This is a genomic window from Pseudomonas sp. B111 (assembly GCF_026428275.1).
In the GTDB taxonomy this organism is placed as follows: Bacteria; Pseudomonadota; Gammaproteobacteria; order Pseudomonadales; family Pseudomonadaceae; genus Pseudomonas; species Pseudomonas aeruginosa.
Genome location: NZ_CP097857.1, coordinates 5,203,440 through 5,228,569 on the forward strand (window position 1 = coordinate 5,203,440; position 25,130 = coordinate 5,228,569).

General features: G+C 67.4%; 23 protein-coding genes. 17 read left to right on the forward strand and 6 right to left on the reverse strand.

The window, feature by feature from the left end; genetic code table 11:
* Nucleotides 1-49 precede the first annotated feature (49 nt).
* The 9 genes from dgcB (at nucleotide 50) to M6E97_RS24130 (ending at nucleotide 6,388) form a co-directional block, all read left to right on the forward strand.
* On the forward strand, nucleotides 50-2,011 hold the full coding sequence (dgcB, locus tag M6E97_RS24090) for a dimethylglycine demethylation protein DgcB (RefSeq protein WP_015503865.1): 1,962 nt from the start codon (nucleotides 50-52) through the stop codon (nucleotides 2,009-2,011).
* 118 nt (nucleotides 2,012-2,129) lie between these two features.
* Entirely contained in the window at nucleotides 2,130-3,362 is a 1,233-nt protein-coding gene (locus M6E97_RS24095) for an electron transfer flavoprotein subunit alpha/FixB family protein (RefSeq protein ID WP_014604128.1), read from the forward strand.
* 35 nt (nucleotides 3,363-3,397) lie between these two features.
* On the forward strand, nucleotides 3,398-4,171 hold the full coding sequence (locus M6E97_RS24100) for an electron transfer flavoprotein subunit beta/FixA family protein (protein WP_003105716.1): 774 nt from the start codon (nucleotides 3,398-3,400) through the stop codon (nucleotides 4,169-4,171).
* 124 nt (nucleotides 4,172-4,295) lie between these two features.
* Nucleotides 4,296-4,865: a hypothetical protein gene (locus M6E97_RS24105; RefSeq protein ID WP_003096751.1), complete on the forward strand. Its 570-nt coding sequence runs from the start codon at nucleotides 4,296-4,298 to the stop codon at nucleotides 4,863-4,865.
* A 7-nt stretch (nucleotides 4,866-4,872) separates the two neighbouring features.
* Nucleotides 4,873-5,079 carry a helix-turn-helix domain-containing protein gene (locus M6E97_RS24110; RefSeq protein WP_003096753.1) on the forward strand — a complete coding sequence of 69 codons (207 nt, stop codon included), beginning with the start codon at nucleotides 4,873-4,875 and terminating at the stop codon, nucleotides 5,077-5,079.
* Nucleotides 5,080-5,110: 31 nt separating this feature from the next.
* Nucleotides 5,111-5,515, forward strand: a complete 405-nt coding sequence (locus tag M6E97_RS24115; RefSeq protein WP_003117179.1) for a hypothetical protein — start codon at nucleotides 5,111-5,113, stop codon at nucleotides 5,513-5,515.
* A 23-nt stretch (nucleotides 5,516-5,538) separates the two neighbouring features.
* Entirely contained in the window at nucleotides 5,539-5,772 is a 234-nt protein-coding gene (locus M6E97_RS24120) for a hypothetical protein (RefSeq protein WP_023096341.1), read from the forward strand.
* A 95-nt stretch (nucleotides 5,773-5,867) separates the two neighbouring features.
* Entirely contained in the window at nucleotides 5,868-6,101 is a 234-nt protein-coding gene (locus M6E97_RS24125; protein WP_003105710.1) for a hypothetical protein, read from the forward strand.
* Nucleotides 6,098-6,388, forward strand: coding sequence for a cell division protein ZapA (locus M6E97_RS24130; protein WP_009316004.1), 291 nt, complete (start codon nucleotides 6,098-6,100; stop codon nucleotides 6,386-6,388). Before M6E97_RS24125 ends, M6E97_RS24130 begins: the two co-directional genes overlap by 4 nt.
* On the opposite strand, the gene M6E97_RS24135 is transcribed toward M6E97_RS24130, so the two are convergent.
* The 3 genes from M6E97_RS24135 to gbcA all read right to left on the reverse strand — a co-directional run bounded on the left by M6E97_RS24135 (nucleotide 6,385) and on the right by gbcA (nucleotide 8,690).
* Nucleotides 6,385-6,561, reverse strand: a complete 177-nt coding sequence (locus M6E97_RS24135; RefSeq protein WP_003096763.1) for a hypothetical protein — start codon at nucleotides 6,559-6,561, stop codon at nucleotides 6,385-6,387. The two genes, M6E97_RS24130 and M6E97_RS24135, sit on opposite strands and share 4 nt — an antisense overlap.
* A 4-nt stretch (nucleotides 6,562-6,565) precedes the next feature.
* Nucleotides 6,566-7,126, reverse strand: a complete 561-nt coding sequence (locus tag M6E97_RS24140; protein WP_003096765.1) for an HdeD family acid-resistance protein — start codon at nucleotides 7,124-7,126, stop codon at nucleotides 6,566-6,568.
* A gap of 274 nt (nucleotides 7,127-7,400) precedes the next feature.
* Nucleotides 7,401-8,690 (reverse strand): glycine-betaine demethylase subunit GbcA, encoded by a 1,290-nt coding sequence (gene gbcA, locus M6E97_RS24145; RefSeq protein WP_003096766.1) that lies wholly within the window; start codon nucleotides 8,688-8,690, stop codon nucleotides 7,401-7,403.
* A gap of 427 nt (nucleotides 8,691-9,117) precedes the next feature.
* Here gbcA and gbcB point away from each other — a divergent pair, with 427 nt between their 5' ends.
* Nucleotides 9,118-10,218, forward strand: coding sequence for a glycine-betaine demethylase subunit GbcB (gene gbcB, locus M6E97_RS24150; RefSeq protein ID WP_049311599.1), 1,101 nt, complete (start codon nucleotides 9,118-9,120; stop codon nucleotides 10,216-10,218).
* Here gbcB and M6E97_RS24155 read toward each other — a convergent pair.
* The 3 genes from M6E97_RS24155 to M6E97_RS24165 all read right to left on the reverse strand — a co-directional run bounded on the left by M6E97_RS24155 (nucleotide 10,212) and on the right by M6E97_RS24165 (nucleotide 15,821).
* Nucleotides 10,212-12,641 carry a hypothetical protein gene (locus tag M6E97_RS24155; RefSeq protein ID WP_033938220.1) on the reverse strand — a complete coding sequence of 810 codons (2,430 nt, stop codon included), beginning with the start codon at nucleotides 12,639-12,641 and terminating at the stop codon, nucleotides 10,212-10,214. The genes gbcB and M6E97_RS24155 overlap by 7 nt on opposite strands.
* Nucleotides 12,642-14,055: 1,414 nt before the next feature.
* The gene (locus M6E97_RS24160; protein WP_003096773.1) at nucleotides 14,056-15,096 is read right to left on the reverse strand and encodes a low specificity L-threonine aldolase; all 1,041 of its coding nucleotides are present in this window, start codon (nucleotides 15,094-15,096) and stop codon (nucleotides 14,056-14,058) included.
* 83 nt (nucleotides 15,097-15,179) lie between these two features.
* Nucleotides 15,180-15,821, reverse strand: coding sequence for a hypothetical protein (locus M6E97_RS24165; protein ID WP_003096775.1), 642 nt, complete (start codon nucleotides 15,819-15,821; stop codon nucleotides 15,180-15,182).
* A gap of 215 nt (nucleotides 15,822-16,036) precedes the next feature.
* On the opposite strand from M6E97_RS24165, the gene glyA reads away from it, so the two are divergent.
* The 7 genes from glyA to fdhA all read left to right on the forward strand — a co-directional run bounded on the left by glyA (nucleotide 16,037) and on the right by fdhA (nucleotide 25,096).
* Nucleotides 16,037-17,290 (forward strand): serine hydroxymethyltransferase, encoded by a 1,254-nt coding sequence (gene glyA, locus M6E97_RS24170; protein WP_003117183.1) that lies wholly within the window; start codon nucleotides 16,037-16,039, stop codon nucleotides 17,288-17,290.
* Nucleotides 17,291-17,375: 85 nt separating this feature from the next.
* Nucleotides 17,376-18,626: a sarcosine oxidase subunit beta gene (locus M6E97_RS24175; protein WP_003096779.1), complete on the forward strand. Its 1,251-nt coding sequence runs from the start codon at nucleotides 17,376-17,378 to the stop codon at nucleotides 18,624-18,626.
* A 93-nt stretch (nucleotides 18,627-18,719) separates the two neighbouring features.
* Nucleotides 18,720-19,040 carry a sarcosine oxidase subunit delta gene (locus M6E97_RS24180; RefSeq protein ID WP_003096781.1) on the forward strand — a complete coding sequence of 107 codons (321 nt, stop codon included), beginning with the start codon at nucleotides 18,720-18,722 and terminating at the stop codon, nucleotides 19,038-19,040.
* Nucleotides 19,037-22,054, forward strand: coding sequence for a sarcosine oxidase subunit alpha (locus M6E97_RS24185; RefSeq protein ID WP_033938222.1), 3,018 nt, complete (start codon nucleotides 19,037-19,039; stop codon nucleotides 22,052-22,054). Before M6E97_RS24180 ends, M6E97_RS24185 begins: the two co-directional genes overlap by 4 nt.
* A 93-nt stretch (nucleotides 22,055-22,147) precedes the next feature.
* Entirely contained in the window at nucleotides 22,148-22,783 is a 636-nt protein-coding gene (gene soxG / locus M6E97_RS24190) for a sarcosine oxidase subunit gamma family protein (protein WP_003096784.1), read from the forward strand.
* A gap of 49 nt (nucleotides 22,784-22,832) precedes the next feature.
* The gene (gene purU / locus M6E97_RS24195; RefSeq protein ID WP_023092779.1) at nucleotides 22,833-23,690 is read left to right on the forward strand and encodes a formyltetrahydrofolate deformylase; all 858 of its coding nucleotides are present in this window, start codon (nucleotides 22,833-22,835) and stop codon (nucleotides 23,688-23,690) included.
* 206 nt (nucleotides 23,691-23,896) lie between these two features.
* Nucleotides 23,897-25,096 carry a formaldehyde dehydrogenase, glutathione-independent gene (fdhA, locus tag M6E97_RS24200; RefSeq protein ID WP_003096788.1) on the forward strand — a complete coding sequence of 400 codons (1,200 nt, stop codon included), beginning with the start codon at nucleotides 23,897-23,899 and terminating at the stop codon, nucleotides 25,094-25,096.
* Nucleotides 25,097-25,130: the final 34 nt, after the last annotated feature.

Here is a 25,130-nt window from a genome sequence, read left to right on the forward strand (position 1 = left end):
GAGAGGGGGCCGATCCAGCGCCGCCTGACGTCCCGCAGGGAGACCAGAAATGCTCGACACCCTCCTTCCCGTCCTGCTCTTCGCCGCCCTGGCACTTGCCGTGCTCGGCGCCGCGAAGCGCTTCCTCATGTGGCGCCGCGGCCGACCCGCCAAGGTCGACTGGATCGGCGGCCTCTTGCAGATGCCGCGTCGCTACCTGGTGGACCTGCACCATGTGGTAGAGCGCGACAGGTACATGTCCAGGACCCACGTCGCCACCGCCGGCGGCTTCGTCCTGGCGGCGCTGCTGGCGATCCTGGTACACGGTTTCGGGCTGCACGGCCGGATCCTCGGCTTCGCCCTGCTGGCGGCCACGGCGCTGATGTTCGTCGGCGCGCTGTTCGTCGCCCGCCGCCGCCTCGACCCACCGTCGCGGCTGTCGAAGGGCCCCTGGATGCGCCTGCCGAAGAGCCTGCTGGCGTTCGCCGCGAGCTTCTTCCTCGCCACCCTGCCGGTGGCCGGGATCCTGCCGGAAGGCTTCGGCGGCTGGTTCCTCGCCGGCCTCCTCGCCATTGGCGTGGCCTGGGGCGTGTCCGAGCTGTTCCTCGGCATGACCTGGGGCGGGCCGATGAAGCACGCCTTCGCCGGTGCCCTGCACCTGGCCTGGCACCGCCGCGCCGAACGCTTCGGCGGCGGCCGCTCCACCGGCCTCAAGGCGCTCGACCTGGCCGATCCGCAGGCGCCGCTGGGCGTGGAAAAGCCCAGCGACTTCACCTGGAACCAGTTGCTCGGGTTCGACGCCTGCGTGCAGTGCGGCAAGTGCGAGGCGATGTGCCCGGCGTTCGCCGCCGGCCAGCCGCTGAACCCGAAGAAGCTGATCCAGGACATGGTCATCGGCCTGGCCGGCGGCAACGACGCGAAGTTCGCCGGCAGCCCCTATCCAGGCAAACCGCTGGGCGAGCACGGCGGCGGCCCGCACCAGCCGATCGTCGCGCTGGATGGCAAGGCCCTGGTCGACGCCGACACCCTGTGGTCCTGCACCACCTGCCGGGCCTGCGTCGAGGAGTGCCCGATGATGATCGAGCACGTCGACGCCATCGTCGACATGCGCCGCCACCTGACCCTGGAGAAAGGCGCCACGCCGAACAAGGGCGCCGAGGTGCTGGACAACCTGATCGCCACCGACAACCCCGGCGGTTTCGCCCCCGGCGGCCGGTTGAACTGGGCGGCCGACCTGAACCTGCCGCTGATGAGCGAGAAGAAGAGCGCCGACGTGCTGTTCTGGGTCGGCGACGGCGCCTTCGACATGCGCAACCAGCGCACCCTGCGCGCCTTCGTGAAGATCCTCAAGGCGGCCGCGGTGGACTTCGCCGTGCTCGGCCTGGAGGAGCGCGACAGCGGCGACGTGGCGCGCCGGCTGGGCGACGAGGCGACCTTCCAGAACCTGGCCAGGCGCAATATCGCAACCCTGGCGAAATACCGCTTCACCCGCATCGTCAGCTGCGACCCGCACAGCTTCCATGTGCTGAAGAACGAATACGGCGCCCTCGGCGGCGACTACCAGGTACTGCACCACAGCACCTTCATCGACGAACTGCTGCGCGCCGGCACACTGCAACCGGGCCGCAGCAAGGCCGGCAGCGTCACCTACCACGACCCCTGCTACCTGGGCCGCTACAACGGCGAGTACGAGGCGCCGCGCAACGTGCTGCGCGCACTCGGCATCGAGGTCAAGGAAATGCAACGCTCCGGCTTCCGCTCGCGCTGTTGCGGCGGCGGTGGCGGCGCGCCGATCACCGACATCCCCGGCAAGCAACGGATTCCCGACATGCGCATGGCCGACATCCGCGAGACCGGCGCCGAGCTGGTGGCCGTCGGCTGCCCGCAGTGCACCGCGATGCTCGAAGGCGTGGTGGCACCGCGGCCGGAGATCAAGGACATCGCCGAGCTGGTGGCGGAAGCGCTGATAGAGCAGGCGGAAGCGCCGGCAAAAAAGCCGGTGCGGCGTGAAGCCGTGGCGGAGGTGCATTGATGAGAGTGTCGAGCGTCACATCGAATCCGTTGCTGACCGGGGCAGTACGGATAGCGGCCTCTCCCTCCAGGGAGGGGGCCGCGGGATCGGGTAGCCGCAGCCACAGGAAGCATTCCGCATGAACGACATCGTCCGTCGCGATCCACGCGCCGAATGGATCGCCCGCAACCGCCTGCATCCGCTGCATGCGGCCATGCACTCCGCCCAAGGCGGCGAGGTGCGCTGGATGGGCCCCCACGGCGTGGTCCGCAAGAACCCGCACGCCGTCGGCTTCGTCGGCCCCAACGGCATCCGCCGCATCGATCGCTCCGGCGGCCAGCAGGGCAGCGGCGCGCGCCGCGCCAGCGCAGTGCAGGAAGCGCAGTTGCCGCTGCATGTGGTCGAGCAACCGGCATTCCTCGTCGCGGTGGTCCCGGACATGGTCGGCGGCCGTCTCTCCAGCCACGACAAGGACCTCCTCGGACTGGCCCGCAAGCTCGCCGGCAACGACGGCGCGGTGCTCGCCGTGGTGTTCGGCGAACACAAGGAAAGCGCCTTCGACAGCGCCGGCGTCGACCGTCTGCTGCACCTCGCCGGCGGCGAGTACGACGGCTACGCGCCCGAGCAGCGAATACTCGCCCTGCGCAACCTGGAGAACCAGCTCGCCCCGCGCCACTGGCTGTTCCCGGACAGTCGCAACGGCGGTGGCGAACTGGGCCGGCGCCTGGCCGCCGCACTCGGCGAACGGCCGGCCGGACGCGTCTGGCAGGTCGAGGACGGCCGCTGCATCGGCCGCGCCGGCGCCGGCCGCGAGGACATCCAGCGCGCCCTGCCGCGCCTGCTGCTGGCCGCGGCGGAATGCGCCGAGCCGGTCAGCGAAACCCGCCATGAGGCTCGCGAACTGCACATGGCCGCGCAGGTGGCGCGCAACCTGCCACGCATCGAGGACCTCGGCCCGGTGGCCGTGGACCCGGCGCGGATCCCCATGGCCGAGGCCGAATTCATTCTCTCCGGCGGCAACGGCGTGCAGGACTGGGCGCTGTTCCACCAGGCCGCCGCCGCCCTCGGCGCCACCGAGGGCGCCTCGCGGGTGGCGGTGGACGACGGGCACATGCCGCGCAACCGTCAGGTCGGCGCCACCGGTACCTGGGTCACCGCGCGGGTCTACCTGGCAGTGGGCATCTCCGGGGCGATCCAGCACCTGCAGGGCATCGGCGCCTGCGACAAGGTGGTGGCGGTGAACCGCGACGCCGGCTGCGACATGATCAAGCGCGCCGATCTCTCGGTGATCGGCGACTCGACGGAAATCCTCCGCGCGCTGATCCGCCTGGCCGAGGCACACCGCAACGGCGCCGCCCGCGATGCGGCCTGAACCCGCTTCCACGTACCTTTCATCGGTATCGAACCATGACTGAGCTGAACATCGTCGCGCTGGTCTCCATCGGCGCCCACCCCGCCTCCGGACGCCCGCGCCGCGCCGAACAGGACGCCCGCGCGGTGGAACTCGGCCTGCGCCTGAGCGGCCCGCGCCTGCAAGTGCTGCACGCCGGCGACCCGCACGCCGAGGCGCTGCGCGGCTATCTCGGCATGGGCCTGGAACGCTTGTCCGTGCTGGAACAGCCGGCCGGCGCCGACGCCCTGCCCGCACTGGCCGAGCACCTGCGCGACTCCCGCGCGCAACTGGTGCTCACCGGCAGCCAGGCGGAAACCGGGGAAGGCTCCGGGATGCTGCCCTTCCTCCTCGCCGAGCGCCTGGGCTGGCCACTGGTGGTCGGCCTGGCCGAGGTCGAGAAGGTCGAAGACGGCAGCGCCCAGGTCCTCCAGGCTCTGCCTCGCGGCCAGCGACGCCGACTGCGGGTACGCCTGCCGTTCGTCGCCAGCGTCGACAATGCCGCGCCGGTGGCCCGGCAGAGCGCCTTCGGCCCGGCTAGGCGTGGCGAGATCGAGGCCCATGAGGTGGAGGTGGTCGACGACCCACTGCTCGCCGAAGACAGCCTGCAACCGGCCCGGCCGCGACCGAAGCGGCTCAAGGTAATCAAGGCGAAGACCGGCGCCGAGCGAATGAAAGCCGCCACCGCCAAGGCCTCCGGCGGTACCGGGCAGGTACTCAAGGATCTTTCGGCGGAAGCCGGCGCCGAAGCCATCTTCAAGCTCCTGCGCGAGGAAGGCGTGATCCGCTGAAGCGGGTCAGAACGCACTGTGCGCCAGATCACAAGTTATGACGTAGTGACGATAAATTATTGTATTACGATAATTTATTCCCTAGTTTCGCCATCCAGACGCGAAACACACAGGGGAACCCGGCATGGCGCTGTCCACGCATCTCAGCAACCACAAGCTCTATCTGCTCGGCATGCTCTGCGCCATCCTGGCCTGGGGCATGGCCTGCATCGAACTCGGAGCGAACACCCACCTCTGGTTCTCCGGCCTCAGCGAGCAGGGCTACCTGCAGGCCTGGAGCGATGAAATGCCGCGCCTGGCCAGCGACGGCTTCGTCCTGTCCTGGAGCAGCCGGGCGCTGCTGATGCTGCTGGACTACCTGCCGACCCTGCTTTCCGCGTTCGGCCTGGCGCTCACCGGCCTGTTCTTCCGCCGCCTGGCCAAGGGCGAACGCTGGTCGCAGCGCAACGCCAGGACCCTGGTGCACATCGGCCTGCTGTCCTTCCTGGCACTCTTGCTCCAGCCATTTATCAATACGCTGCAAGGTCTTGTACTATCTCTAGACCTGCCCGACGGCGAGCGTGTCCTGAGCGTTTCGATAGGACTCACTTCCGAAGCGGCCTACGAGTTCCTCAAGGCGATCTTTCTCTGCTCGTTCGGCCTGATGATGAGCGAAGCCAGGAAACTGGACGAAGAAGTAAGAGCCTTCATATGACGACCCCATGATCATCATCCGACTAGACGTCATCCTGGCGAAGAACAAGGTCCGCTCCAAGGAGCTGGCGGAAGCCATCGGTATCACCGAACAGAACCTGTCCCTGCTGAAGAACGGCAAGGTCAAGGGCATCCGCCTCGACACCCTGGAGAAGATCTGCGCCTTCCTGGACTGCCAGCCGGGCGACATCCTGGAATACGTCGCGGACGACTGATCCCCGCTCCACCCTTTCCCAACCAGAAACCATGAACAGACACCTGAACCTCTCGGGCGTTGCGCTCGCGCTCGCCCTGATCTCGGGCTGCGGCCCCTCCGTCCGCTACCAGTACGTGATGCCGCCGAGCGAGGCGGGACGCACCTGCGTCGCCCAGTGCCGCACGCAACAGAGCCAGTGCGAAAGCCTCGCGCGCCTGGAATGGCAGAACGAAAACCGCCTGCGCGAAGCGGAACGGCGCAGCTACCACTATTGCAGCCAGGGCAAGAGCAAGAAGCAGGCGCGCAAGGAATGCCTGGCACCAGGCTATTCCTCCTCGTTCGGCTACAACGGCTTCGGCGGCTCCGGCAACTTCAACTGCGGTTCCGACTACGACCGCTGCTTCACCGACATCTGCGGCGGCACCATCCGCCGCATCGTCGAGCAACCCCAATGATCCCCACCCACCGGAGTATCCCCATGAGCCGACGCCTCTTCCCTTTCCTGCCGTTCCTGTTCCTGGTCGGCTGCGCCCAGGGCTACCCCTCCTTCTCCGGCAGCCTTCCGGACTTCCGCGTCAGCGGCGACGAACGCAGCTACGCCGAGCGCGCCGATGACTGCCTGAAGCGGCGCAACTGCCCGCCGGCCACCGATCGCGATCCCTTCGTCGCCGACCCCGGGCACTACTCGCTGGGCGGCAGCTTTCACTGGTGAAGCCGGGTGCCGAAGCCTGGCAACCGACCACGGACCTGGCTTCGGCAGGCGCTTTTCTTTATCCTGCGCGCCCTTTGAACGACTGGGACGAGATCATGCTGGAGAACACCCTGGAACGCCTGGAAACCCTGGTAGCCGAGCTACTGCAACAGAACCAGGCCCTGCGCGACAGCCACGACCAGCTTCAGCAGCAGCTGCGCCAGGCCACCGAGGAAAACGAAACCCTGCAACTCTCCATGCTCGAGCAGGAAGAAAAGCAGAGCGGCACCCAGGCCCGCCTGGAAGCCCTGGTCGAGCGCCTCAGCGCGCAGCAACCGGTTAGCGCATGAGCCGCGACGGCGTCCAGGTCCTGTCGATCCTCGGCCGGGACTATTCGATCCGCGTGCCGGCCGGCGAGGAGCGGGCCCTCGCGGACGCCGCCGCGTTGCTGCAGGCGGAAGTGGACGCCAACAAGCGCAAGTTTCCCTACGTCACCAGCAACGAGCTGGTGGTGCTCTCCGCGCTCAACCTCTGCGCCCGCCAGCTCGGCGCGAACGACGGCGAGTCGCCGCGCCTGCGGGCGGTGGAGCAGCGCCTGGAGGCGCTGGTCGAGCGGATCGCCGGGACATCGAGCTAGTCGCGCGCCTGCGGACTCGCCCAATACAGCTGCCGATGCCCGCGCGCCTGGTAGTCCTTGACCAGCGCGCAGGCCTCGTCGCGCGTCAGGTCGCGGCGCATGACGAAGGCATTGCCGTTGTCGTCCTGGCGCCACAGGCACCAGCGCGTTTCCTCCGCCGGCTTCGCCGCCACCGCCTCAGGCCTTCAGGGTCGAAGTCTTGCGCAGGCGCAGCGCGAGCATGACCAGCAGCACGCCGAAGAACACCGCGTAGGCGCCGATCACCCAGACCACCGCCAGCGCCCCGGCGCCGGGGTTGGCGATCATCAGCACGCCGAACAGCACCGAGATGGCGCCAGAGAGGATCATCCACCACTCGTTCTGGATCGACTTGCGCAGGCGGATCGCCGCGACGATCTGGAAGATGCCCATCGCCAGCGCCCAGCCGGCGATGATCAGGAGAAGGCCGATGGCGGTCAGTTGCGGCCAGAAGAACGCAACCAGGCCGGCCGCCACGCCGATCACCCCGACCAGCGCCAGCGGCCAGTTGAACTGCCCATCGCTGCGCATGTTGAACGCGGCGATCAGGGCGAACGCCCCGTCCACCAGCGCGTAGGCGCCCCAGAACAGCACCAGCACGGTCAGCGCCAGGGCCGGCGAGAGCAGGGTCAGGACGCCGAACACCAGCGCCGCCACGCCGCGCAGGGCCACCAGTTTCCAGTGCTTGCCCAGTTCGGCCCACAGGGGATTGTTTTCCACGCTTGCCTCCAGAGGGCGCCCTTGAGCGGCCCGTTCAGGTTGAGTCCTCCCACCTTAGTCCTTTTGCCGGGAGGCTGTCAGGGGGCGGAGGCGGGAGGCAAGGCGTGCGCGCGGGCTCAGGGCCGGGACTTCTCCGGCGGCCGCTGGCGGCGCCAGCAGGCGAACAGGTTCCAGGCCAGCAGCAGGCTGACGAAAGCGGAACTGACGTAGAACAGCAGGTTGTCCATGACCTTTCCTCCGCAGCGGCGCCCCGCCAGGGGGCGCCTCGTCCGGCTCAGCTGCCGGCCACCTTGCGCACGTGGGCGGACTCCTCGCCGAGGTTGTTCAGCATGCGCTCGCTGTACCAGTCGAGGAAATTGATCACGCCGAACTCGTAGGTCTTCGAGTATGGACCAGGCTGGTAGGCGTCGGAGTTGATCCCGCGCTGGTTCTCCTCGGCCAGCCGACGATCCTGGTCGTTGGTCGCGTCCCATACCTCGCGCAGGCGCGCCACGTCGTAGTCGACGCCTTCCACCGCGTCCTTGTGCACCAGCCATTTGGTGGTGACCAGGGTTTCCTGGGCGCTGATCGGCCACACCGTGAAGACGATCAGGTGGTCGCCCATGCAGTGGTTCCAGGAGTGCGGCAGGTGCAGGATGCGCATCGAGCCGAGGTCGGGGTTCTTGATCCGGCCCATGAGCTTCTTGCTGCCCTGCTTGCCGTCCATGGTCATCGACACGGTGCCGTCCAGCAGCGGCATGCGCACGATGCGATTGCGCAGGCCGAAGCTGGCGTGGGCGTACGGGATCTTCTCGGCGTCCCAGGCGCTGGTGCAGGCCGCCACCTGGTCCTTGAACGCCTGGCTGGCGCGCGGGTCGGTGACGTCGTCCCACTCCAGCAGGGTCTTCAGCAGTTCCGGGTGGGAGCCGTTGCAGTGGTAGCACTCGCGGTTGTTCTCGATCACCAGCTTCCAGTTGGCGGCTTCGCGGATGGTGGTCTGCACCGCCACCTTGGCGTTCTCCATGTCGTACGGCTCCATGTAGTGCTCGAGCGTCGCCAGGAAGTCGTCGATGGCCGGCGGGTTCTCCGCCAGGCTGATGAAGATGTAGCCGCCGGCGGTCTTCACCTGGATCGGCTTCAGGCCGTACTCCTTCATGTCGAAGTCGGCGCCCATCTCGGTGCCGGCGAACAGCAGGCGGCCATCCAGCTCGTAGGTCCACTGGTGGTAGGGGCAGACCAGCTTGGCCACCTTGCCCTTCTCGCTCACGCACAGGCGCGAGCCGCGGTGCCGGCAGACATTGTGGAAGGCATGCACCTGGCCTTCGGCGCCACGGATCACCAGGACCGGGTTCTTGCCGATCTGCAGGGTGAGGAAATTGCCCTTGGCGGGAATCTCGCAGGTCATGCCGGCGATCAGCCATTCCTTGTGGAAGATCTCCTGCATGTCGATCTCGAACAGGCGCTGGTCGCAGTAGAAGGGCTGCGGCAGCGAGAAGCTGTGGTCGCGGCTGCGCAGCATGTCGGCGGTGGCCTTGCGGGCCGGTTCCAGGGGATCGCCGAGACTCAGGGTGGAAGTGACGTCCATCGGTAACTCCTCATGCCGCCCCCGCGCGGGTGGCGGCGGAAAAAGTGGCTGATACGGTTGCTACGCAAGGTGGCGTTCACAGCCTTCCTCATCCCGGCGCGGCGTCCGGAATCCCGCCCTGCCGATGGACGGGCCCCGCCGTGGCGGGAATGAAGGTCAGTCGCTCTACACGTCCGGGCTCTACCCTCCCGGGGTTCATGCAAACCCTCGTCTCGGCTGGTCTGGAGTGTGGGCCCGCGCCCGTCGCCGACCTTATCCATGGGCGACATGACCGCATCCGTTTCCGACGCTCCGGGCCGCGCCCCAGCAGGCAGGTCGCGATAAGCATGTAAATGTCGCTGGCAGGTAAATGAGCGGCCACGGCGATGCGCACAATCCGCCCCATCAGGCCATCATCGTTCGGCCCCGTGCGCACGGAGAGATCATCATGTCGAGCAACTTCCTCAATCCGGTCACCACCCAGACCTGGGCCAACGGCCGGCACCTCGTGCGCTGCGTCAAGGTCATCCAGGAAACCTGGGACGTGCGCACCTTCTGCTTCATGGCCGACCAGCCGATCCTGTTCTTCTTCAAGCCGGGCCAGTTCGTCACCCTGGAGCTGGAGATCGACGGCGAGCCGGTGATGCGCTCCTACACCATCTCCAGCTCGCCCTCGGTGCCCTACAGCTTCTCCATCACCATCAAGCGGGTGCCGGGCGGGCGGGTTTCCAACTGGCTGCACGACAACCTCAAGGAAGGCCAGGAGCTACCGGTGCACGGTCCGGTCGGCCTGTTCAACGCCATCGACTTCCCGGCCGACAAGGTGCTGTTCCTCTCCGGCGGGGTCGGCATCACCCCGGTGATGTCCATGGCGCGCTGGTTCTTCGATACCAACGCCAACGTCGACATGGTCTTCGTCCACAGCGCCCGTTCGCCGAAGGACATCATCTACCACCGCGAGCTGGAGCACATGGCCTCGCGGATCGACAACTTCAGCCTGCACATCATCTGCGAGCGCCACGGCCTCGGCGAAGCCTGGACCGGCTACCGTGGCTACCTGAACCTGCGCATGCTGGAACTGATCGCCCCGGACTTCCTCGAGCGGGAAATCTTCTGCTGCGGGCCGACGCCCTACATGAGCGCGGTGAAGCACCTGCTGCAGGGCCACGGCTACGACATGAGCCGCTACCACGAGGAAGCCTTCGGGCCGACTCCGCCGGAGGTCCGCGCCGACGTCAGGGAACTGGCCGCGGAAGCCGCCGAGGCGCCGGAGGTACCGGTCGCCGACCAGCACCAGGTGGAATTCACCGCCACCGGCAAGAGCATCCGCGTCAGCCCCGGGGAAACCGTGCACGCCGCCGCCGCCAAGCTCGGCCTGCACATTCCGAAGGCCTGCGGGATGGGCATCTGCGGCACCTGCAAGGTAATGAAGACCGCCGGCGAGGTGGAGATGGAGCACAACGGCGGGATCACCGACGAGGATGTCGCCGAAGGCTACATCCTCTCCTGCTGCAGCGTGCCCAAGGGCGACGTGGTCATCGACTACTGAGGGCGCGAGGGAAACGCCAGGCGCTCCCAGTAGCGCCGCCGCGGCAGTTCCTCGGCCGGCAGCCAGCGTCCGGCGCAGGCCTGCAGCGGCTCGGCGGGAGCCTTCAGCAGCGAGTCCAGGGCCAGCACGTAGCGCCCCGTCCCCGCGCAGCGGAAGCACAGGTCGTCGTCGAAGCTGTCGAAGCACGGGTACTCGCCGAGGTCGTCGCGGTAGCGACGCAACGTCCGCTCTTGCACGTCGAGCAGCAGCAGGCGCCACTGGTCCCGCTCCAGCTCGCTTTCCTCGTAGCGCTGGACGTGCCGGGTCAGCGCCAGGTAGCGACCGTCCGCCGACCAGATCATTGGCGCCGCCAGGTTGCCCAAGCCGATGCCCGACGCGGTCAGCAGGTAGCCGTCGCGGCTGAACCCGGCGCGCACGTCCTCGTCGCGGTGCATGCCCTCGTAGTGGAAACCGAAGCCCCAGGCGGCGTCCTTCGCGCCCACCGACGGCAAGACGAAGTCGCCGTCGCTCCAGGGCCGCGGCGGTGCGTCCAGCCAGCGCGACGCGGGGCACAGCCGCCAGGCCGTGCCATCGAACGCCACCCGCGCCTGCTCGTAGTAATGCCGCCAGTCGTCGTGGAAGCGGCCGAATGCGTGCCAGGCGCCGGGCTCGGGCAAGCCTTCGTCGAAGCGGCGCAACAAGCCGGGGTCGCCTTCGCCCGGCCCGCCCGGCGGCTGGTAGGCGTTGCGGCCGAGCAGGTGGAGCAGATGCACCTGGCCATCGATGAAACCTTGCAGGTGTAGATCGGCCAGCGGCTCGGCGAGCCACTCCAGGCGCCGCTCCCGGCTATCGAGTATGGCCAGGCGCTGCGGCAGGGTCGGCGCCTCGGCGAAGGCCACCACGGCCAGGTAGCGACCGCAATCGGACACGCGGTGGTCGAGCGTCCACTCGCCATCCAGGCGCCAGTCGCCCAGGCGCAAGGCATAGGCGCCGCGCTCCGCCTCCTGATCGTCGCGCAACCACTCCCAGACGGCCCGGCTGCCATCGGCCAGCGGTGCGCTCTGCAACAGGCATCCCGGCCTGCCGGCCGCGCCATCCAGGGGCAGCAACAGGTCCAGGCGCGGCATGTCGGCCTCGCGCCAGCGCGGCCGGTCGTCCGCATCGCGAGCGTGCAGAAGGTAGAGGCTGGAATGGCTGTACGAACCCAGCGTGCCGTAGCGTTCGTAGGTCAGGCAGGGTTGCGCCAGGTCCAGGCCGAAACGCAGCCAGCCATCCTCCAGCCCGAGCAGTTCGGGTCCACCGGCATGGGGCTCGGCGGGCAACGCCGACCACGGCGCGCCCAGCGCACGCAGGCCGCCGTCCTCTCGCCAAAGCCAGTAGGTATCCTGCCCCAGGGGCTCGCCTGCTGCCTGCAGCGCCAGCGCCCGGCCGTCATCGTTCCAAGCCAATGGCGGCGCTTCCCGCGACAGGTAGAGGCCGCTGGCCTCGCCGTTTATCCACAGCTCGCCGCGGTTGGCGCGCAGCGGCGCGAAAGGATCGTCCAGGGCCAGCAGGCTGGCCGGCAGCCAGGGGCGGATTTCCAGCGCGGGCCCGCCAAGCGGGGACGGTAGCGGTTGCGCGCGCAGATCCCCGCTCCAGCGCTGCCATTCGCTTTCGGGCAGCCAGAGGTCACCGATGGCAACGAAGGCCTCGGCCTCGCTGCCGGCCTTGAGCGCCTGCAGCTCGAGGCGCTGCGGTGCGTTGGACGTCAGCGGGCTGTGCCGGCCGATCACCTCGCGCTCGGTGACGCTGTCCAGCTCCCAGAAGTTGTCCACGGCACAGCGGTAGAGCAACCGCTCCTGCCGGTCGAAGATCGCCAGGCCCCACGCGCCTCGGCTCGGTATCGGCGAAACGAAGTGGCGGCCATCGCTGGAAAAGCGTGCCGAAGGATTGCAGTCGGGGATGAAGCAACCGTCGGGCATCAGGTAGTGGCATACCAGCGGGCCGCCCATGGCGATCTCGCCGCCGTCGAACAGGCGGATCGCCTCGCCCTCGGGGGTTCGCTCGGGCGCTTCGCCGCCCCAGGCGCTACCTCCCGCCGGCAGCGGTACGTCCAGCGCCTGCGGAGCCTGGCGCTCCAGGCGCAGGCCACGCTCGAAACGGATCTGCAGCAGCACGCCGCCGATCACCGCCAGCAAGCCACCGCCCAGTCCCAGCCAGAAGCCCGGCAGTGCCTGGCCCAGGGCGATGCCGCCACCCAGAACCCAGAAGAACAGCGCCTGTTGCAGGCGATACGGCACCTTGCCGCGCCAACGATCCATGGCCCACTCGGCGCCCAGCAGCAGCGCCCAACCCAGCGCTACCAGCGGCAACGGCAGGAGGACGCCAAGGGCCACCAGCACGGCGATCCAGGCGATCTCGCCGAGGCCTTCGAGCAACAAGCGGCCGAGCGGCTTGTCTGACATCCGATCATCCATGATCCATCCCACTTTCCTGGCAAAAGCCAAGGGTAATCAAGGCTCCGGCCAACCACCAGAGCCATCGCGCAGCTCTGTCCTTCTCATACTTGAAAACACCAGGGCGCCAAGGTTGTCCACATTCGGACTGGAATTCCATACAGGTGTCTTCTCGCCACCTTGGCGTTCTCGACGATCGATTGTAAGCATTTGAAATTAAAGGTAAAAACGACAACTTCAAGTTGGTTTCAGGCTCCAGGAACAAAGCCCTTGCCGATCTCTGGAGAGGCCTTTCGAGGGTAGGTTGATCACAGACTTATCCACAGACCGTGTGGTCCATGAGACCCCCTGATACCCCGCGGGTCAACGATCGCTATACCGACGATGTCCACTCGCCCTGGCGCATGGGCTCCGCCAGCACATCCGCCTACCCTCCGGGTGAATCGCGCTTCTCCTCCGCTCGCGCTAGGCGCAGTCTCCTGCTCATTTAACGATCAATCCGCCAGAGACCCCGCCGTCCGGCCGCCCCAAGCGTGAGCGAACAATTTTTCCACAGGGCTTTACACTCCCCTTGGGGAAAACCAGAAAAATATTCACAGGATGAAGAAAAAACCTGGCCTATTCTGGCTCTTCATCCCTTCCCGCCCGGCCTGACCATTTATTGACCAACTCCATGCAGGCCTTACCTTATAAGGCTTACAGAACTATCCATACAGGTTGTCCACAAGGCTTTCCAGGCCTTTTGTGAGCAACCCTGCGTTTGTGCACATGCCCCCTAAAGCAAGCCGGCAGCCTGTTGACAGAAAATCCGCTCAATTCTTGACCAATAGCCTGGAAGGCGCGGGCCCTCTGGCTCCCAGCATTCTATAAACAGGCTCTGCACACTGACCTCAACAGGAATTGGGGGAAATTCCCGGCGGCGGCCGCAACCGCTGTTCCACCGCCATCGGAGCGGGAGAATTTTGTCTTTTTCCTCAAGCCGTTACGTCCGCGCAGGGGGTTTGCGGCATTTGCCCCCACTTCGCTCCTTGCTTTTCTATCCACAGGCCTGTCTGGGTCCCGCAGGGACAATGCCCGTCACCGTTTCGTCAGCGCTTTTCACCTGAACCTTCATCGTCCTTTCACAAACGGCTGTTTTCGCTCAAAACCGACCAACCTCCGAAGAGCCCGGCAGGGCGCCGCGCGGAAGCGACTGCGAACACGTTATTCACATTCGACTCCACAGTGTTTGTGGATTGGCCAGGTTCTCCTGCCATGGGAGTGGAACCGCGTGGATAAAGGCTTTCAACACCCCCGGCGGAGATAGGGAGGGTGTTGCCGGGGGCACTTTTGCATAGCTCCCGAACAGTTAGCCCACAGAGTTATCCACAGGAGATGAGGAAAGAGCGGCCGCCCCGGTTCATGGAGGCGGCCGAGAGTGGACTCAGGCGCCCATCACCAGGCGGATGTCCCGCGCCAGTTCGCGGACCCGCTCGATATCGGTATCCCAGGAACACATGAAACGCGCGCCACCTTCACCGATGAAGGTGTAGAAGCGCCAGCCGCGCGCGCGCAAGGCTTCGATCGCCGGCTCGGAAAGCTGCAGGAACACGCCGTTGGCTTCTACCGGGAACATCAGGCTGACGCCGGGAACGTCGGCCACCAGTTCGGCCAGCAGGCGCGCGCAGCGGTTGGCGTGATCGGCGTAGCGCAGCCAGGCATCGTCCTGCAGTACGCCGACCCAGGGCGCGGCGAGGAAGCGCATCTTCGAGGCCAGTTGGCCGGCCTGCTTGCAGCGGTAGTCGAAGTCCTCGGCCAGGTCGCGGTTGAAGAACAGGATCGCCTCGCCCACCGCCATGCCGTTCTTGGTGCCGCCGAAGCAGAGCACGTCGACCCCGGCCTTCCAGCTCAGCTCCGCCGGCGAGCAGCCGAGGAAGGCGCAGGCGTTGGAGAAGCGCGCGCCGTCCATGTGCAGGTGCAGGCCGAGTTCCTTGCAGGTGGCGCTGATCGCCTTCAACTCGTCCGGGCGGTACACCGTACCGACCTCGGTGGCCTGGGTGAGAGTCACCACGCGCGGCTTCGGATAGTGGATATCCTGGCGCTTGAGAGCGATGTCGCGGATCGACGCCGGGGTCAGCTTGCCGACCTCGGTCTGCGCCAGCAGCAGCTTGGAGCCGTTGGAGAAGAACTCCGGCGCGCCGCACTCGTCGGTCTCGACGTGGGCGGTCTCCGAGCAGATCACGCTGTGGTAGCTCTGGCACAGCGCGGCCAGGGCCAGGGAGTTGGCGGCGGTGCCGTTGAAGGCGAAGAACACTTCGCAATCGGTCTCGAACAACTGGCGGAAGTAGTCCGAAGCGCGCGCGGTCCACTGGTCGTCGCCATAGGCGCGCTCGTGGCCGCGGTTGGCTTCGGCCATCGCCGCCCAGGCTTCGGGGCAGATACCGGAATAGTTGTCGCTGGCGAACTGTTGGGTGTTATCGGTCATGTGGGCCTCGGATGGAACGGTTGCCGAGCCCTCGTGGGGCTCCGTGCGGTCGCGCCGGTACGGGTAGGTGCCGGCACAGTCTGTCAGGGTAGCTTGGTCAGCTTCATCTGCTCGACGAACGGCACCAGCACCTGGCGCATCGCCGTGGCGCTGCCGCCATTGGGCATGTCGCGGGTGCTGAGGGTCAGTACGTAGCGGTTCTTGATCACTCCGCTGAGGGTCGAGACGCCCTCCTCGCCCTTGGCCGGGACCATCACCCCCAACGGGTCGCCCATTCGCGTGGTATCGATCAGCGGCAGGTAGTCCTCGCCGCCGAAGCGCTCGGCGGTGCCGTTCTTCAGGGCGGTCTCGCGGGTCTTGTGGAGCAGGGTCAGGTTGGTCTGGGTCATCTCGCGCAGCTTGTCCTGCGCCGCCCGATAGGCCACCGCGTCGCCCTCGGTCGGCGGCGCCGGCAGGCCGGTGTCGGTGAGGACGATCTCCAGGCGCTTGCTGCCGTCGGCGGCGCCGAAGACCACGGTGGCATCGTTGTAGCCGCACTGGCGGGAGAGGAAGTCGTAGCCGAACAGTGGCTTGCCGGCCGGCGGCAAGGCCACTTCGAGTTCATGGCCGGTGCAGGAATCGGCCGGCAGCGCAGGCGCGGCGGCCTGCTTTTCATCGCCGCCCCCGCACCCTTGCAGGGATGCGCCGAGCAGCACGGCGGAAAGGAAGATCAGCGGGCGTTTCATGGTGTTCTCGCAAGACGAAGAGCACGCAGTTTAGCGCCAGCCCGGGGCGTTCCGCATCGGTTGCCGAATCCCACCGCCATGTCGCAAACGCACCTCCCCGTGGCGTGCATAGGCATCTGGGCCGGCAGGGCCGGTCATACCATCGCTGGCAAAGGGACCGCGTGTCCCGTTGCAGCCATTCCGGCGCGGTTCCGGCGCCGCAGGGAGACCCAGCGATGTTCAGCAAGCATGACCAGATCCGCGGCTACGACGACGAACTGCTCGCCGCGATGGACGCCGAAGAGGCCCGCCAGGAAGACCATCTCGAACTGATCGCCTCGGAGAACTACACCAGCAAGCGGGTCATGCAGGCGCAGGGCAGCGGCCTGACCAACAAGTATGCCGAGGGCTATCCGGGCAAGCGCTACTACGGCGGCTGCGAACACGTCGACAAGGTCGAGCAGTTGGCCATCGACCGCGCCAGGCAGCTGTTCGGCGCCGACTACGCCAACGTCCAGCCGCATTCCGGTTCCTCGGCCAACGCCGCGGTGTACCTGGCGCTGCTCAACGCCGGCGACACCATCCTCGGCATGAGCCTGGCCCACGGCGGCCATCTCACCCACGGCGCCAAGGTGTCCTCCTCCGGCAAGCTGTACAACGCCGTGCAGTACGGCCTGGACACCGCTACCGGGCTGATCGACTACGACGAAGTCGAGCGCCTGGCCGTGGAGCATAAGCCGAAGATGATCGTCGCCGGCTTCTCCGCCTACTCCAAGACCCTCGACTTCCCGCGCTTCCGCGCCATCGCCGACAAGGTCGGCGCGCTGCTGTTCGTCGACATGGCCCACGTCGCCGGGCTGGTCGCCGCCGGCCTCTACCCGAACCCGATCCCCTTCGCCGACGTGGTCACCACCACCACCCACAAGACCCTGCGCGGCCCGCGCGGCGGCCTGATCCTGGCGCGCGCCAACGAGGAGATCGAGAAGAAGCTCAACTCCGCGGTATTTCCCGGCGCCCAGGGCGGCCCGCTGATGCACGTGATCGCGGCCAAGGCGGTGTGCTTCAAGGAAGCGCTGGAGCCGGGCTTCAAGGACTACCAGGCGCAGGTGATCCGCAACGCCAAGGCGATGGCCGAGGTGTTCATCGGGCGCGGCTACGACGTGGTTTCCGGTGGCACCGACAACCACCTGATGCTGATCAGCCTGGTGCGCCAGGGCCTGACCGGCAAGGAAGCCGACGCCGCCCTCGGCCGGGTCGGCATCACGGTGAACAAGAACGCCGTGCCGAACGATCCGCAGAGCCCGTTCGTCACCTCCGGCATCCGCATCGGCACCCCGGCCATCACCACCCGCGGGCTGCAGGAAGCGCAGAGCCGCGAACTGGCCGGCTGGATCTGCGACATCCTCGACCACCTCGGCGATGCCGACGTGGAGGCCAAGGTCGCCACCCAGGTCGCCGGTCTCTGCGCGGACTTCCCGGTCTATCGTTGAGCCCCCCGAAGACGGTCGGGGAGCCCGACGCGCCCCGGCCCAACCCTCTCCGCGGGAGAGGGAGCAACAGTTCAGGAGCATCCACATGCAACGCTACTCCGGCTTCGGCCTGTTAAAGCATTCACTGAGCCATCACGAGAACTGGCAACGCATGTGGCGCACGCCCACGCCGAAGCCGGTCTACGACGTGGTCATCGTCGGCGGCGGCGGGCACGGCCTGGCCACCGCCTACTACCTGGCCAAGGAACACGGCATCAGCAACGTGGCGGTAGTCGAGAAAGGTTGGCTGGGCGGCGGCAACACCGCGCGCAACACCACCATCGTGCGCTCCAACTACCTGTGGGACGAGTCCGCGCTGCTCTACGAACACGCGATGAAGCTGTGGGAGGGCCTGTCCCAGGACCTCAACTACAACGTGATGTTCTCCCAGCGCGGGGTCTACAACCTCTGCCACACCCTCCAGGACATGCGTGACGGCGAGCGCCGGGTCAGCGCCAACCGCCTCAACGGCGTCGACGGCGAACTGTTGAACGCGCAGCAGGTGGCGGAGGAGATTCCCTACCTGGACTGCAGCAAGAACACCCGCTACCCGATCATGGGCGCGACCATCCAGCGTCGCGGCGGCGTCGCCCGCCATGATGCGGTGGCCTGGGGCTTCGCCCGCGCCGCCGATGCCCTCGGCGTGGACCTGATCCAGCAGACCGAAGTCACCGGCTTCCGCAAGCAGGACGGCGCGGTGATCGGCGTCGAGACCAACCGCGGCTTCATCGGCGCGCGCCGTGTCGGCGTGGTCACCGCCGGCAACTCCGGGCACATGGCCAGGCTCGCCGGCTTCCGCCTGCCGCTGGAGTCGCACCCGTTGCAGGCGCTGGTCTCCGAGCCGCTGAAGCCGATCATCGACAGCGTGATCATGTCCAACGCCGTGCATGGCTACATCAGCCAGTCGGACAAAGGCGACCTGGTCATCGGCGCCGGCATCGACGGCTACAACGGCTACGGCCAGCGCGGCTCTTACCCGGTGATCGAGCACACCCTGCAAGCCATCGTCGAGATGTTCCCGGTGCTCTCGCGGGTACGCATGAACCGCCAGTGGGGCGGCATCGTCGACACCACCCCGGACGCCTGCCCGATCATCGGCAAGACTCCGGTGCAGAACCTGTTCTTCAACTGCGGCTGGGGCACCGGCGGCTTCAAGGCCACTCCCGGCTCCGGAAACGTCTTCGCCGCCACCCTGGCCAAGGGCGAACCGCATCCGCTGGCCGCGCCCTTCTCCATCGAACGCTTCCACAGCGGTGCGCTGATCGACGAGCACGGCGCGGCGGCAGTGGCGCACTGACAAAAGCCGCCCGAAGGGCGAAATCCGCTGCCCCTCGCCCTTCAGGGAGAGGGTGCCGGTCAACCGGCAAGAACAGTTTCCGGAGGCTACAAAATGCTGAATATCTTCTGCCCCCACTGCGGCGAACTGCGTTCCGAAGAGGAATTCCACGCCAAGGGTCAGGCCCACATCCCGCGCCCGCTCGACCCGAACGCCTGCAGCGACGAGGAATGGGGCGACTACATGTTCTTCCGCGACAACCCGCGCGGCCTCCATCACGAGCTGTGGGTGCACGCCGCCGGCTGCCGCAAGTACTTCAACGTCACCCGCCATACGGTGACCTACGAGATCCTCGAGACCTACCTGATCGGCGAGCAGCCCAGCGTCGTCGCCGACGGTGAGAAGAAACCCGCCGTACAAGGGGAACCGGCATGAGCCAGATCAATCGCCTGTCCAGCGGCGGCCGCATCGACCGCAACCGCCCGCTGACCTTCAGCTTCAACGGCCAGCACTACCAGGGCTATGCCGGCGACACCCTGGCCGCCGCGCTGCTGGCCAACGGCGTCGACATCGTCGGCCGCAGCTTCAAGTACTCGCGGGCGCGCGGCATCGTCGCCGCCGGCGCCGAGGAGCCCAACGCGATCCTGCAGATCGGCTCCCGCGAAGCCACCCAGATCCCCAACGTACGCGCCACCCAGCAGGCCCTCTACGGCGGCCTGGTGGCCACCAGTACCAACGGCTGGCCGAACGTGCAGAACGACCTGATGGGAATCTTCGGCAAGGTCGGCGGCAAGCTGATGCCGCCCGGTTTCTACTACAAGACCTTCATGTACCCGCAGTCGATGTGGATGACCTACGAGAAGTACATCCGCAAGGCCGCCGGCCTGGGCCGCGCGCCGACCGAGGTCGATCCGGACAGCTACGACTGGATGAACCACCACTGCGACGTGCTGGTGGTCGGCGCCGGCCCGGCCGGCCTGGCCGCCGCCCTCGCCGCCGCCCGCAGCGGCGCGCGGGTGATCCTCGCCGACGAGCAGGAAGAGTTCGGCGGCAGCCTGCTGGACACCCGCGAGACCCTCGACGGCAAGCCCGCCGCCGAGTGGGTCGCGGACGCCGTGGCCGAGCTGCAAGGCCTGCCGGAGGTCATCCTGCTACCGCGCTCCACGGTCAACGGCTACCACGACCACAACTTCCTCACCATCCACGAGCGGCGCACCGACCACCTCGGCGAGGTCGCCCCGCTCGGCCAGGTCCGCCAGCGCGTGCACCGCGTGCGCGCCAAGCGCGTGGTACTGGCCGCCGGCGCCCATGAGCGGCCGCTGGTCTACGGCAACAACGACCTGCCCGGCAACATGCTCGCCGGCGCGGTTTCCACCTATGTACGGCGCTACGGCGTGGCACCGGGCAAGAAACTGGTGCTGGCCACCAACAACGACTACGCCTACCGCGTCGCCCTCGACTGGCAGGAAGCCGGCCTGCAAGTGGTGGCCATCGCCGACGCCAGGGCCAATCCGCGCGGCGAGTGGGTCGAGGAAGCACGCCAACGCGGTATGCGGGTGATCACCGGCAGTTCGGTGATCGAGGCTCGCGGCGGCAAGCGGGTCAGCGGCGCCAAGGTCGCCCGGATCGACTTGCAGGCCATGCGCGCCAGCGGCGGCGAATGGCTGGACTGCGACCTGATCGCCAGCTCCGGCGGCTACAGCCCGGTCGTGCACCTGGCCTCGCACCTGGGCGGCAAGCCGGAATGGCGCGAGGAAATCCTCGCCTTCGTCCCCGGCGAAGGCCTGCAGAAACGCATCTGCGCCGGCGCCGTGAACGGCGTGTTCGGGCTCGCCGAGGTGCTCGTCGACGGCTACCAGGCCGGGAGCCGCGCCGCCCTCGACGCCGGCTACAAGACCGCCGCCGGCAGCCTGCCGAAGGTCCAGCCGCGCCGCGAGGAAGCACCCGTCGCGCTGTTCCAGGTGCCCCACGAGAAGCCCACGGCGCGCGCGCCGAAGCAGTTCGTCGATCCGCAGAACGACGTCACCGCCGCCGCCATCGAACTGGCCTGCCGCGAGGGCTTCGAGTCCATCGAGCACGTCAAGCGCTACACCGCGCTGGGCTTCGGCACCGACCAGGGCAAGCTGGGCAACATCAACGGCCTGGCGATCGCCGCGCGGGCCCAGGGCAAGAGCATCGCCGACACCGGCACCACCATGTTCCGTCCGAACTACACCCCGGTGACCTTCGGCGCCGTCGCCGGCCGCCACTGCGGGCACCTGTTCGAACCGGTGCGCTTCACCGCCCTGCACGCCTGGCACGTGAAGAACGGCGCCGAGTTCGAGGACGTCGGCCAGTGGAAGCGGCCGTGGTACTTCCCGCGCCGCGGCGAGGACATGCACGCCGCCGTGGCCCGCGAATGCCGCGCGGTGCGCGAGGCGGTCGGCCTGCTCGACGCCTCGACCCTGGGCAAGATCGACATCCAGGGCCCGGACGCGCGGGAGTTCCTCAACCGGGTCTACACCAACGCCTGGACCAAGCTCGACGTCGGCAAGGCGCGCTACGGCCTGATGTGCAAGGAAGACGGGATGGTCTTCGACGACGGCGTGACCGCCTGCCTGGCCGACAACCACTTCGTCATGACCACCACCACCGGCGGCGCCGCCCGCGTACTGGAGTGGCTGGAGCTGTACCACCAGACCGAATGGCCGGAGCTGAAGGTGTACTTCACCTCGGTCACCGACCACTACGCGACCCTCACCCTGTCCGGCCCGAACAGCCGCAAGCTGCTCGCCGAAGTCACCGACATCGACCTGGACAAGGACGCCTTCCCCTTCATGACCTGGAAGGAAGGCAAGGTCGCCGGGGTGCCGGCGCGGGTGTTCCGCATCTCCTTCACCGGCGAGCTGAGCTACGAGGTGAACGTCCAGGCCGACTACGCCATGGGCGTGCTCGAAGCGCTCGCCGAGCACGGCGCGAAGTACGGCCTGACGCCCTACGGCACCGAGACCATGCACGTCCTGCGCGCCGAGAAGGGCTTCATCATCGTCGGCCAGGACACCGATGCCTCGGTCACCCCGGACGATCTCAACATGGGCTGGGCGGTGGGCCGCAGCAAGCCGTTCTCCTGGATCGGCTGGCGCGGCATGAACCGCGCCGACTGCCTGCGCGAGGATCGCAAGCAACTGGTCGGACTCAGGCCGAGCAACCCGCAGGAGGTACTGCCCGAAGGCGCACAACTGGTGTTCGACACCCAGCAGGCGATCCCGATGAAGATGGTCGGCCACGTCACCTCCAGCTACATGAGCGCCAGCCTCGGCCACGGCTTCGCCCTGGCGGTGGTGAAAGGCGGCCTCAAGCGCATGGGCCAGAAGGTCTACGCGCCGCTGGCGGACGGCCGCTTCATCGAGGCGGAGATCTGCTCCTCGGTGTTCTACGACCCCAAAGGGGAGCGGCAGAACGTGGATTGACCGGAGAGGGATGCGCTCCTCTCCCCGGCCCTCTTCCCGAAGGGAGAAGGCAGACAGGCTACCAGGGCGCGCGGCGCCCCAAGGTGAAAACGAATGAGCAAGGCAAACGTCTACCAGCAACGCCCCGAACCCGGCGTCCACGCCGAATCGCCGCTGCACCATGCCGAGCTGCACAAGCTCGCCGGCAAGACCGCCGCGAAGGCCGGTATCGTCCTGCGCGAGAAGAAGCTGCTCGGCCACCTGGTGCTGCGCGGCGATGCCGCCGACCCGGCCTTCGCCGCCGCCGTGCACCAGGCCCTCGGCCTGGAACTGCCGGTGGCCCTGACCCTGGTCGCCAGCGGCGAGACCTCGCTGCAATGGCTGGCCCCGGACGAATGGCTGCTGATCGTCCCCGGCGGCGAGGAATACGCCGTCGAACAGCGCCTGCGCCAGGCCCTGGGCGAGGAGCTGCACTACGCGGTGGTCAACGTCAGCGGCGGGCAGACGCTGCTCGAACTGAGCGGAGCGAACGTCCGCGAACTGCTGATGAAATCCACCAGCTACGACGTGCATCCGAGCAACTTCCCGGTGGGCAAGGCGGTCGGCAGCATCTTCGCCAAGTCGCAATGCGTGATCCGCCATACCGGCGAGGACACCTGGGAGCTGGTCGTGCGCCGCAGCTTCGCCGACTACTTCTGGCTCTGGTTGCAGGACGCCAGCGCCGAATACGGCCTGCAGGTAGCGGCATGAGCAGCCTTCCCCTCTCCCCGAGAGGGGATACCGGACCCGGAGCCTCGCGATGAGCCGTACCCCCGACACCTGGATCCTCACCGCCGACAGTCCCAGCCTGCTGGGCACCGTCGACGTGGTGACGCGCTACCTCTTCGAGCAGCGCTGCTACGTCACCGAGCACCATTCGTTCGACGACCGCCTGGCGCAACGCTTCTTCATCCGCGTGGAGTTCCGCGCCGGCGACGGCTTCGACGAAGCCTCCTTCCGCGCCGGACTGGCCGAACGGGTGGCACCGTTCGGCATGCGTACCGAGCTGACCGCGCCGGGCTACCGCAGCCAGGTGGCGATCATGGTTTCCAAGGCCGACCACTGCCTGAACGACCTGCTCTACCGCCAGCGCATCGGCCAGTTGCCGATGGACGTGGTGGCGGTGATTTCCAATCACCCGGACCTGGAGCCGCTGGCGCGCTGGCACGGCATTCCCTACCACCACTTCCCGCTCGACCCGAACGACAAGTCGGCCCAGGAAGCCAGGGTCTGGCAGGTGCTCGAAGAGAGTAGCGCCGAGCTGGTGATCCTCGCTCGCTACATGCAGGTGCTGTCGCCGGAACTGTGCCGACGCCTGGACGGCTGGGCGATCAACATCCATCACTCCCTGCTGCCCGGCTTCAAGGGCGCCAAGCCGTACCACCAGGCCTACCAGAAGGGCGTGAAGCTGGTCGGCGCCACCGCCCACTACATCAACAACGACCTCGACGAAGGGCCGATCATCGCCCAGGGCGTCGAGACGGTCGACCACGCCCACTACCCCGAGGACCTGATCGCCAAGGGCCGCGACATCGAGTGCCTGACCCTGGCGCGGGCGGTGGGCTACCACATCGAGCGGAGGGTATTCCTCAACGCCAATCGGACCGTGGTGCTGTAAGCGCGCCCTCTCTCCCCAACCCTCGCTGAAGGAAGAGCGCCAGGGAGAGGGGCGCTTCGCACGGCCTCGCGTCCCAAGCAACACCGACAGCCCGCCGGCTGCCAGCATTCTCCGGCCCTGTCGCGCAACAGACGACTTTCCAGTGCAAAGCCGCGCGGCCGTGGACGCCGCGCATTTGTACCCACAACGACAAAGAGGAAACGCGTATGTCTGGCAATCGTGGTGTGGTCTATCTCGGCCCGGGCAAGGTCGAGGTGCAGAACATTCCCTATCCGAAGATGCAGGACCCGCAGGGCCGGCAGATCGACCACGGGGTGATCCTGCGGGTGGTCTCCACCAACATCTGCGGCTCCGACCAGCACATGGTGCGCGGCCGCACCACCGCGCCGGAAGGCCTGGTGCTGGGCCACGAGATCACCGGCGAGGTGGTGGAGATCGGGCGTGGCGTGGAAACCATGAAGATCGGCGACCTGGTCTCGGTACCGTTCAACGTCGCCTGCGGCCACTGCCGTACCTGCAAGGAACAGCACACCGGCGTCTGCCTGACGGTCAATCCGGCGCGGGCCGGCGGCGCCTACGGCTACGTCGACATGGGCGGCTGGGTCGGCGGCCAGGCCGAATACGTGCTGGTGCCCTACGCCGACTTCAACCTGCTGAAACTGCCCAACCGCGAAGCGGCGATGGAGAAGATCCGCGACCTGACCTGCCTTTCGGACATCCTCCCCACCGGCTACCACGGCGCGGTCACCGCTGGCGTCGGCCCGGGCAGCACGGTCTACATCGCCGGCGCCGGTCCGGTCGGGCTGGCCGCGGCGGCCTCGGCACGCCTGCTCGGCGCGGCGGTGGTGATCGTCGGCGACGTCAACCCGACCCGCCTGGCCCATGCCAAGAAACAGGGCTTCGAGATCGCCGACCTGTCCAAGGACACCCCGCTGCACGAACAGATCGCCGCTCTGTTGGGCGAGCCGGAGGTCGACTGCGCGGTCGACGCGGTCGGTTTCGAGGCGCGCGGCCACGGCCATTCGGGCTCGCAGCAGGAAGCCCCGGCCACCGTGCTCAACTCGCTGATGGGCATCACCCGGGTCGCCGGCAAGATCGGCATCCCCGGCCTGTACGTCACCGAAGACCCGGGCGCGGTGGACGCGGCCGCCAAGCACGGCGCCCTGAGCATCCGCTTCGGCCTGGGCTGGGCCAAGTCGCACAGCTTCCATACCGGCCAGACCCCGGTGATGAAGTACAACCGCCAGCTGATGCAGGCGATCATGTGGGACCGGATCAAGATCGCCGACATCGTCGGGGTGGAAGTCATCACCCTCGACGATGCGCCGAAAGGCTACGGCGAGTTCGACGCCGGGGTGCCGAAGAAATTCGTCATCGACCCGCACAACCTGTTCCGCGCGGCCTGAACCACCGGCAACAACCGACGCGGCCTACGGGCCG

Bases quoted from the DNA above. Each gene is read 5' to 3' on its own strand.
- dgcB (WP_015503865.1), top strand. From the start codon at position 50: ATGCTCGACACCCTCCTTCCCGTCCTGCTCTTCGCCGCCCTGGCACTT.
- M6E97_RS24095 (WP_014604128.1), top strand. From the start codon at position 2,130: ATGAACGACATCGTCCGTCGCGATCCACGCGCCGAATGGATCGCCCGC.
- gbcB (WP_049311599.1), top strand. From the start codon at position 9,118: ATGTCGAGCAACTTCCTCAATCCGGTCACCACCCAGACCTGGGCCAAC.
- M6E97_RS24110 (WP_003096753.1), top strand. From the start codon at position 4,873: ATGATCATCATCCGACTAGACGTCATCCTGGCGAAGAACAAGGTCCGC.
- M6E97_RS24130 (WP_009316004.1), top strand. From the start codon at position 6,098: ATGAGCCGCGACGGCGTCCAGGTCCTGTCGATCCTCGGCCGGGACTAT.
- M6E97_RS24155 (WP_033938220.1), bottom strand. From the start codon at position 12,641: ATGTCAGACAAGCCGCTCGGCCGCTTGTTGCTCGAAGGCCTCGGCGAG.
- M6E97_RS24115 (WP_003117179.1), top strand. From the start codon at position 5,111: ATGAACAGACACCTGAACCTCTCGGGCGTTGCGCTCGCGCTCGCCCTG.
- M6E97_RS24100 (WP_003105716.1), top strand. From the start codon at position 3,398: ATGACTGAGCTGAACATCGTCGCGCTGGTCTCCATCGGCGCCCACCCC.
- M6E97_RS24165 (WP_003096775.1), bottom strand. From the start codon at position 15,821: ATGAAACGCCCGCTGATCTTCCTTTCCGCCGTGCTGCTCGGCGCATCC.
- M6E97_RS24185 (WP_033938222.1), top strand. From the start codon at position 19,037: ATGAGCCAGATCAATCGCCTGTCCAGCGGCGGCCGCATCGACCGCAAC.
- M6E97_RS24105 (WP_003096751.1), top strand. From the start codon at position 4,296: ATGGCGCTGTCCACGCATCTCAGCAACCACAAGCTCTATCTGCTCGGC.
- gbcA (WP_003096766.1), bottom strand. From the start codon at position 8,690: ATGGACGTCACTTCCACCCTGAGTCTCGGCGATCCCCTGGAACCGGCC.
- M6E97_RS24125 (WP_003105710.1), top strand. From the start codon at position 5,868: ATGCTGGAGAACACCCTGGAACGCCTGGAAACCCTGGTAGCCGAGCTA.
- M6E97_RS24120 (WP_023096341.1), top strand. From the start codon at position 5,539: ATGAGCCGACGCCTCTTCCCTTTCCTGCCGTTCCTGTTCCTGGTCGGC.
- M6E97_RS24175 (WP_003096779.1), top strand. From the start codon at position 17,376: ATGCAACGCTACTCCGGCTTCGGCCTGTTAAAGCATTCACTGAGCCAT.
- M6E97_RS24160 (WP_003096773.1), bottom strand. From the start codon at position 15,096: ATGACCGATAACACCCAACAGTTCGCCAGCGACAACTATTCCGGTATC.
- fdhA (WP_003096788.1), top strand. From the start codon at position 23,897: ATGTCTGGCAATCGTGGTGTGGTCTATCTCGGCCCGGGCAAGGTCGAG.
- soxG (WP_003096784.1), top strand. From the start codon at position 22,148: ATGAGCAAGGCAAACGTCTACCAGCAACGCCCCGAACCCGGCGTCCAC.
- M6E97_RS24180 (WP_003096781.1), top strand. From the start codon at position 18,720: ATGCTGAATATCTTCTGCCCCCACTGCGGCGAACTGCGTTCCGAAGAG.
- purU (WP_023092779.1), top strand. From the start codon at position 22,833: ATGAGCCGTACCCCCGACACCTGGATCCTCACCGCCGACAGTCCCAGC.
- glyA (WP_003117183.1), top strand. From the start codon at position 16,037: ATGTTCAGCAAGCATGACCAGATCCGCGGCTACGACGACGAACTGCTC.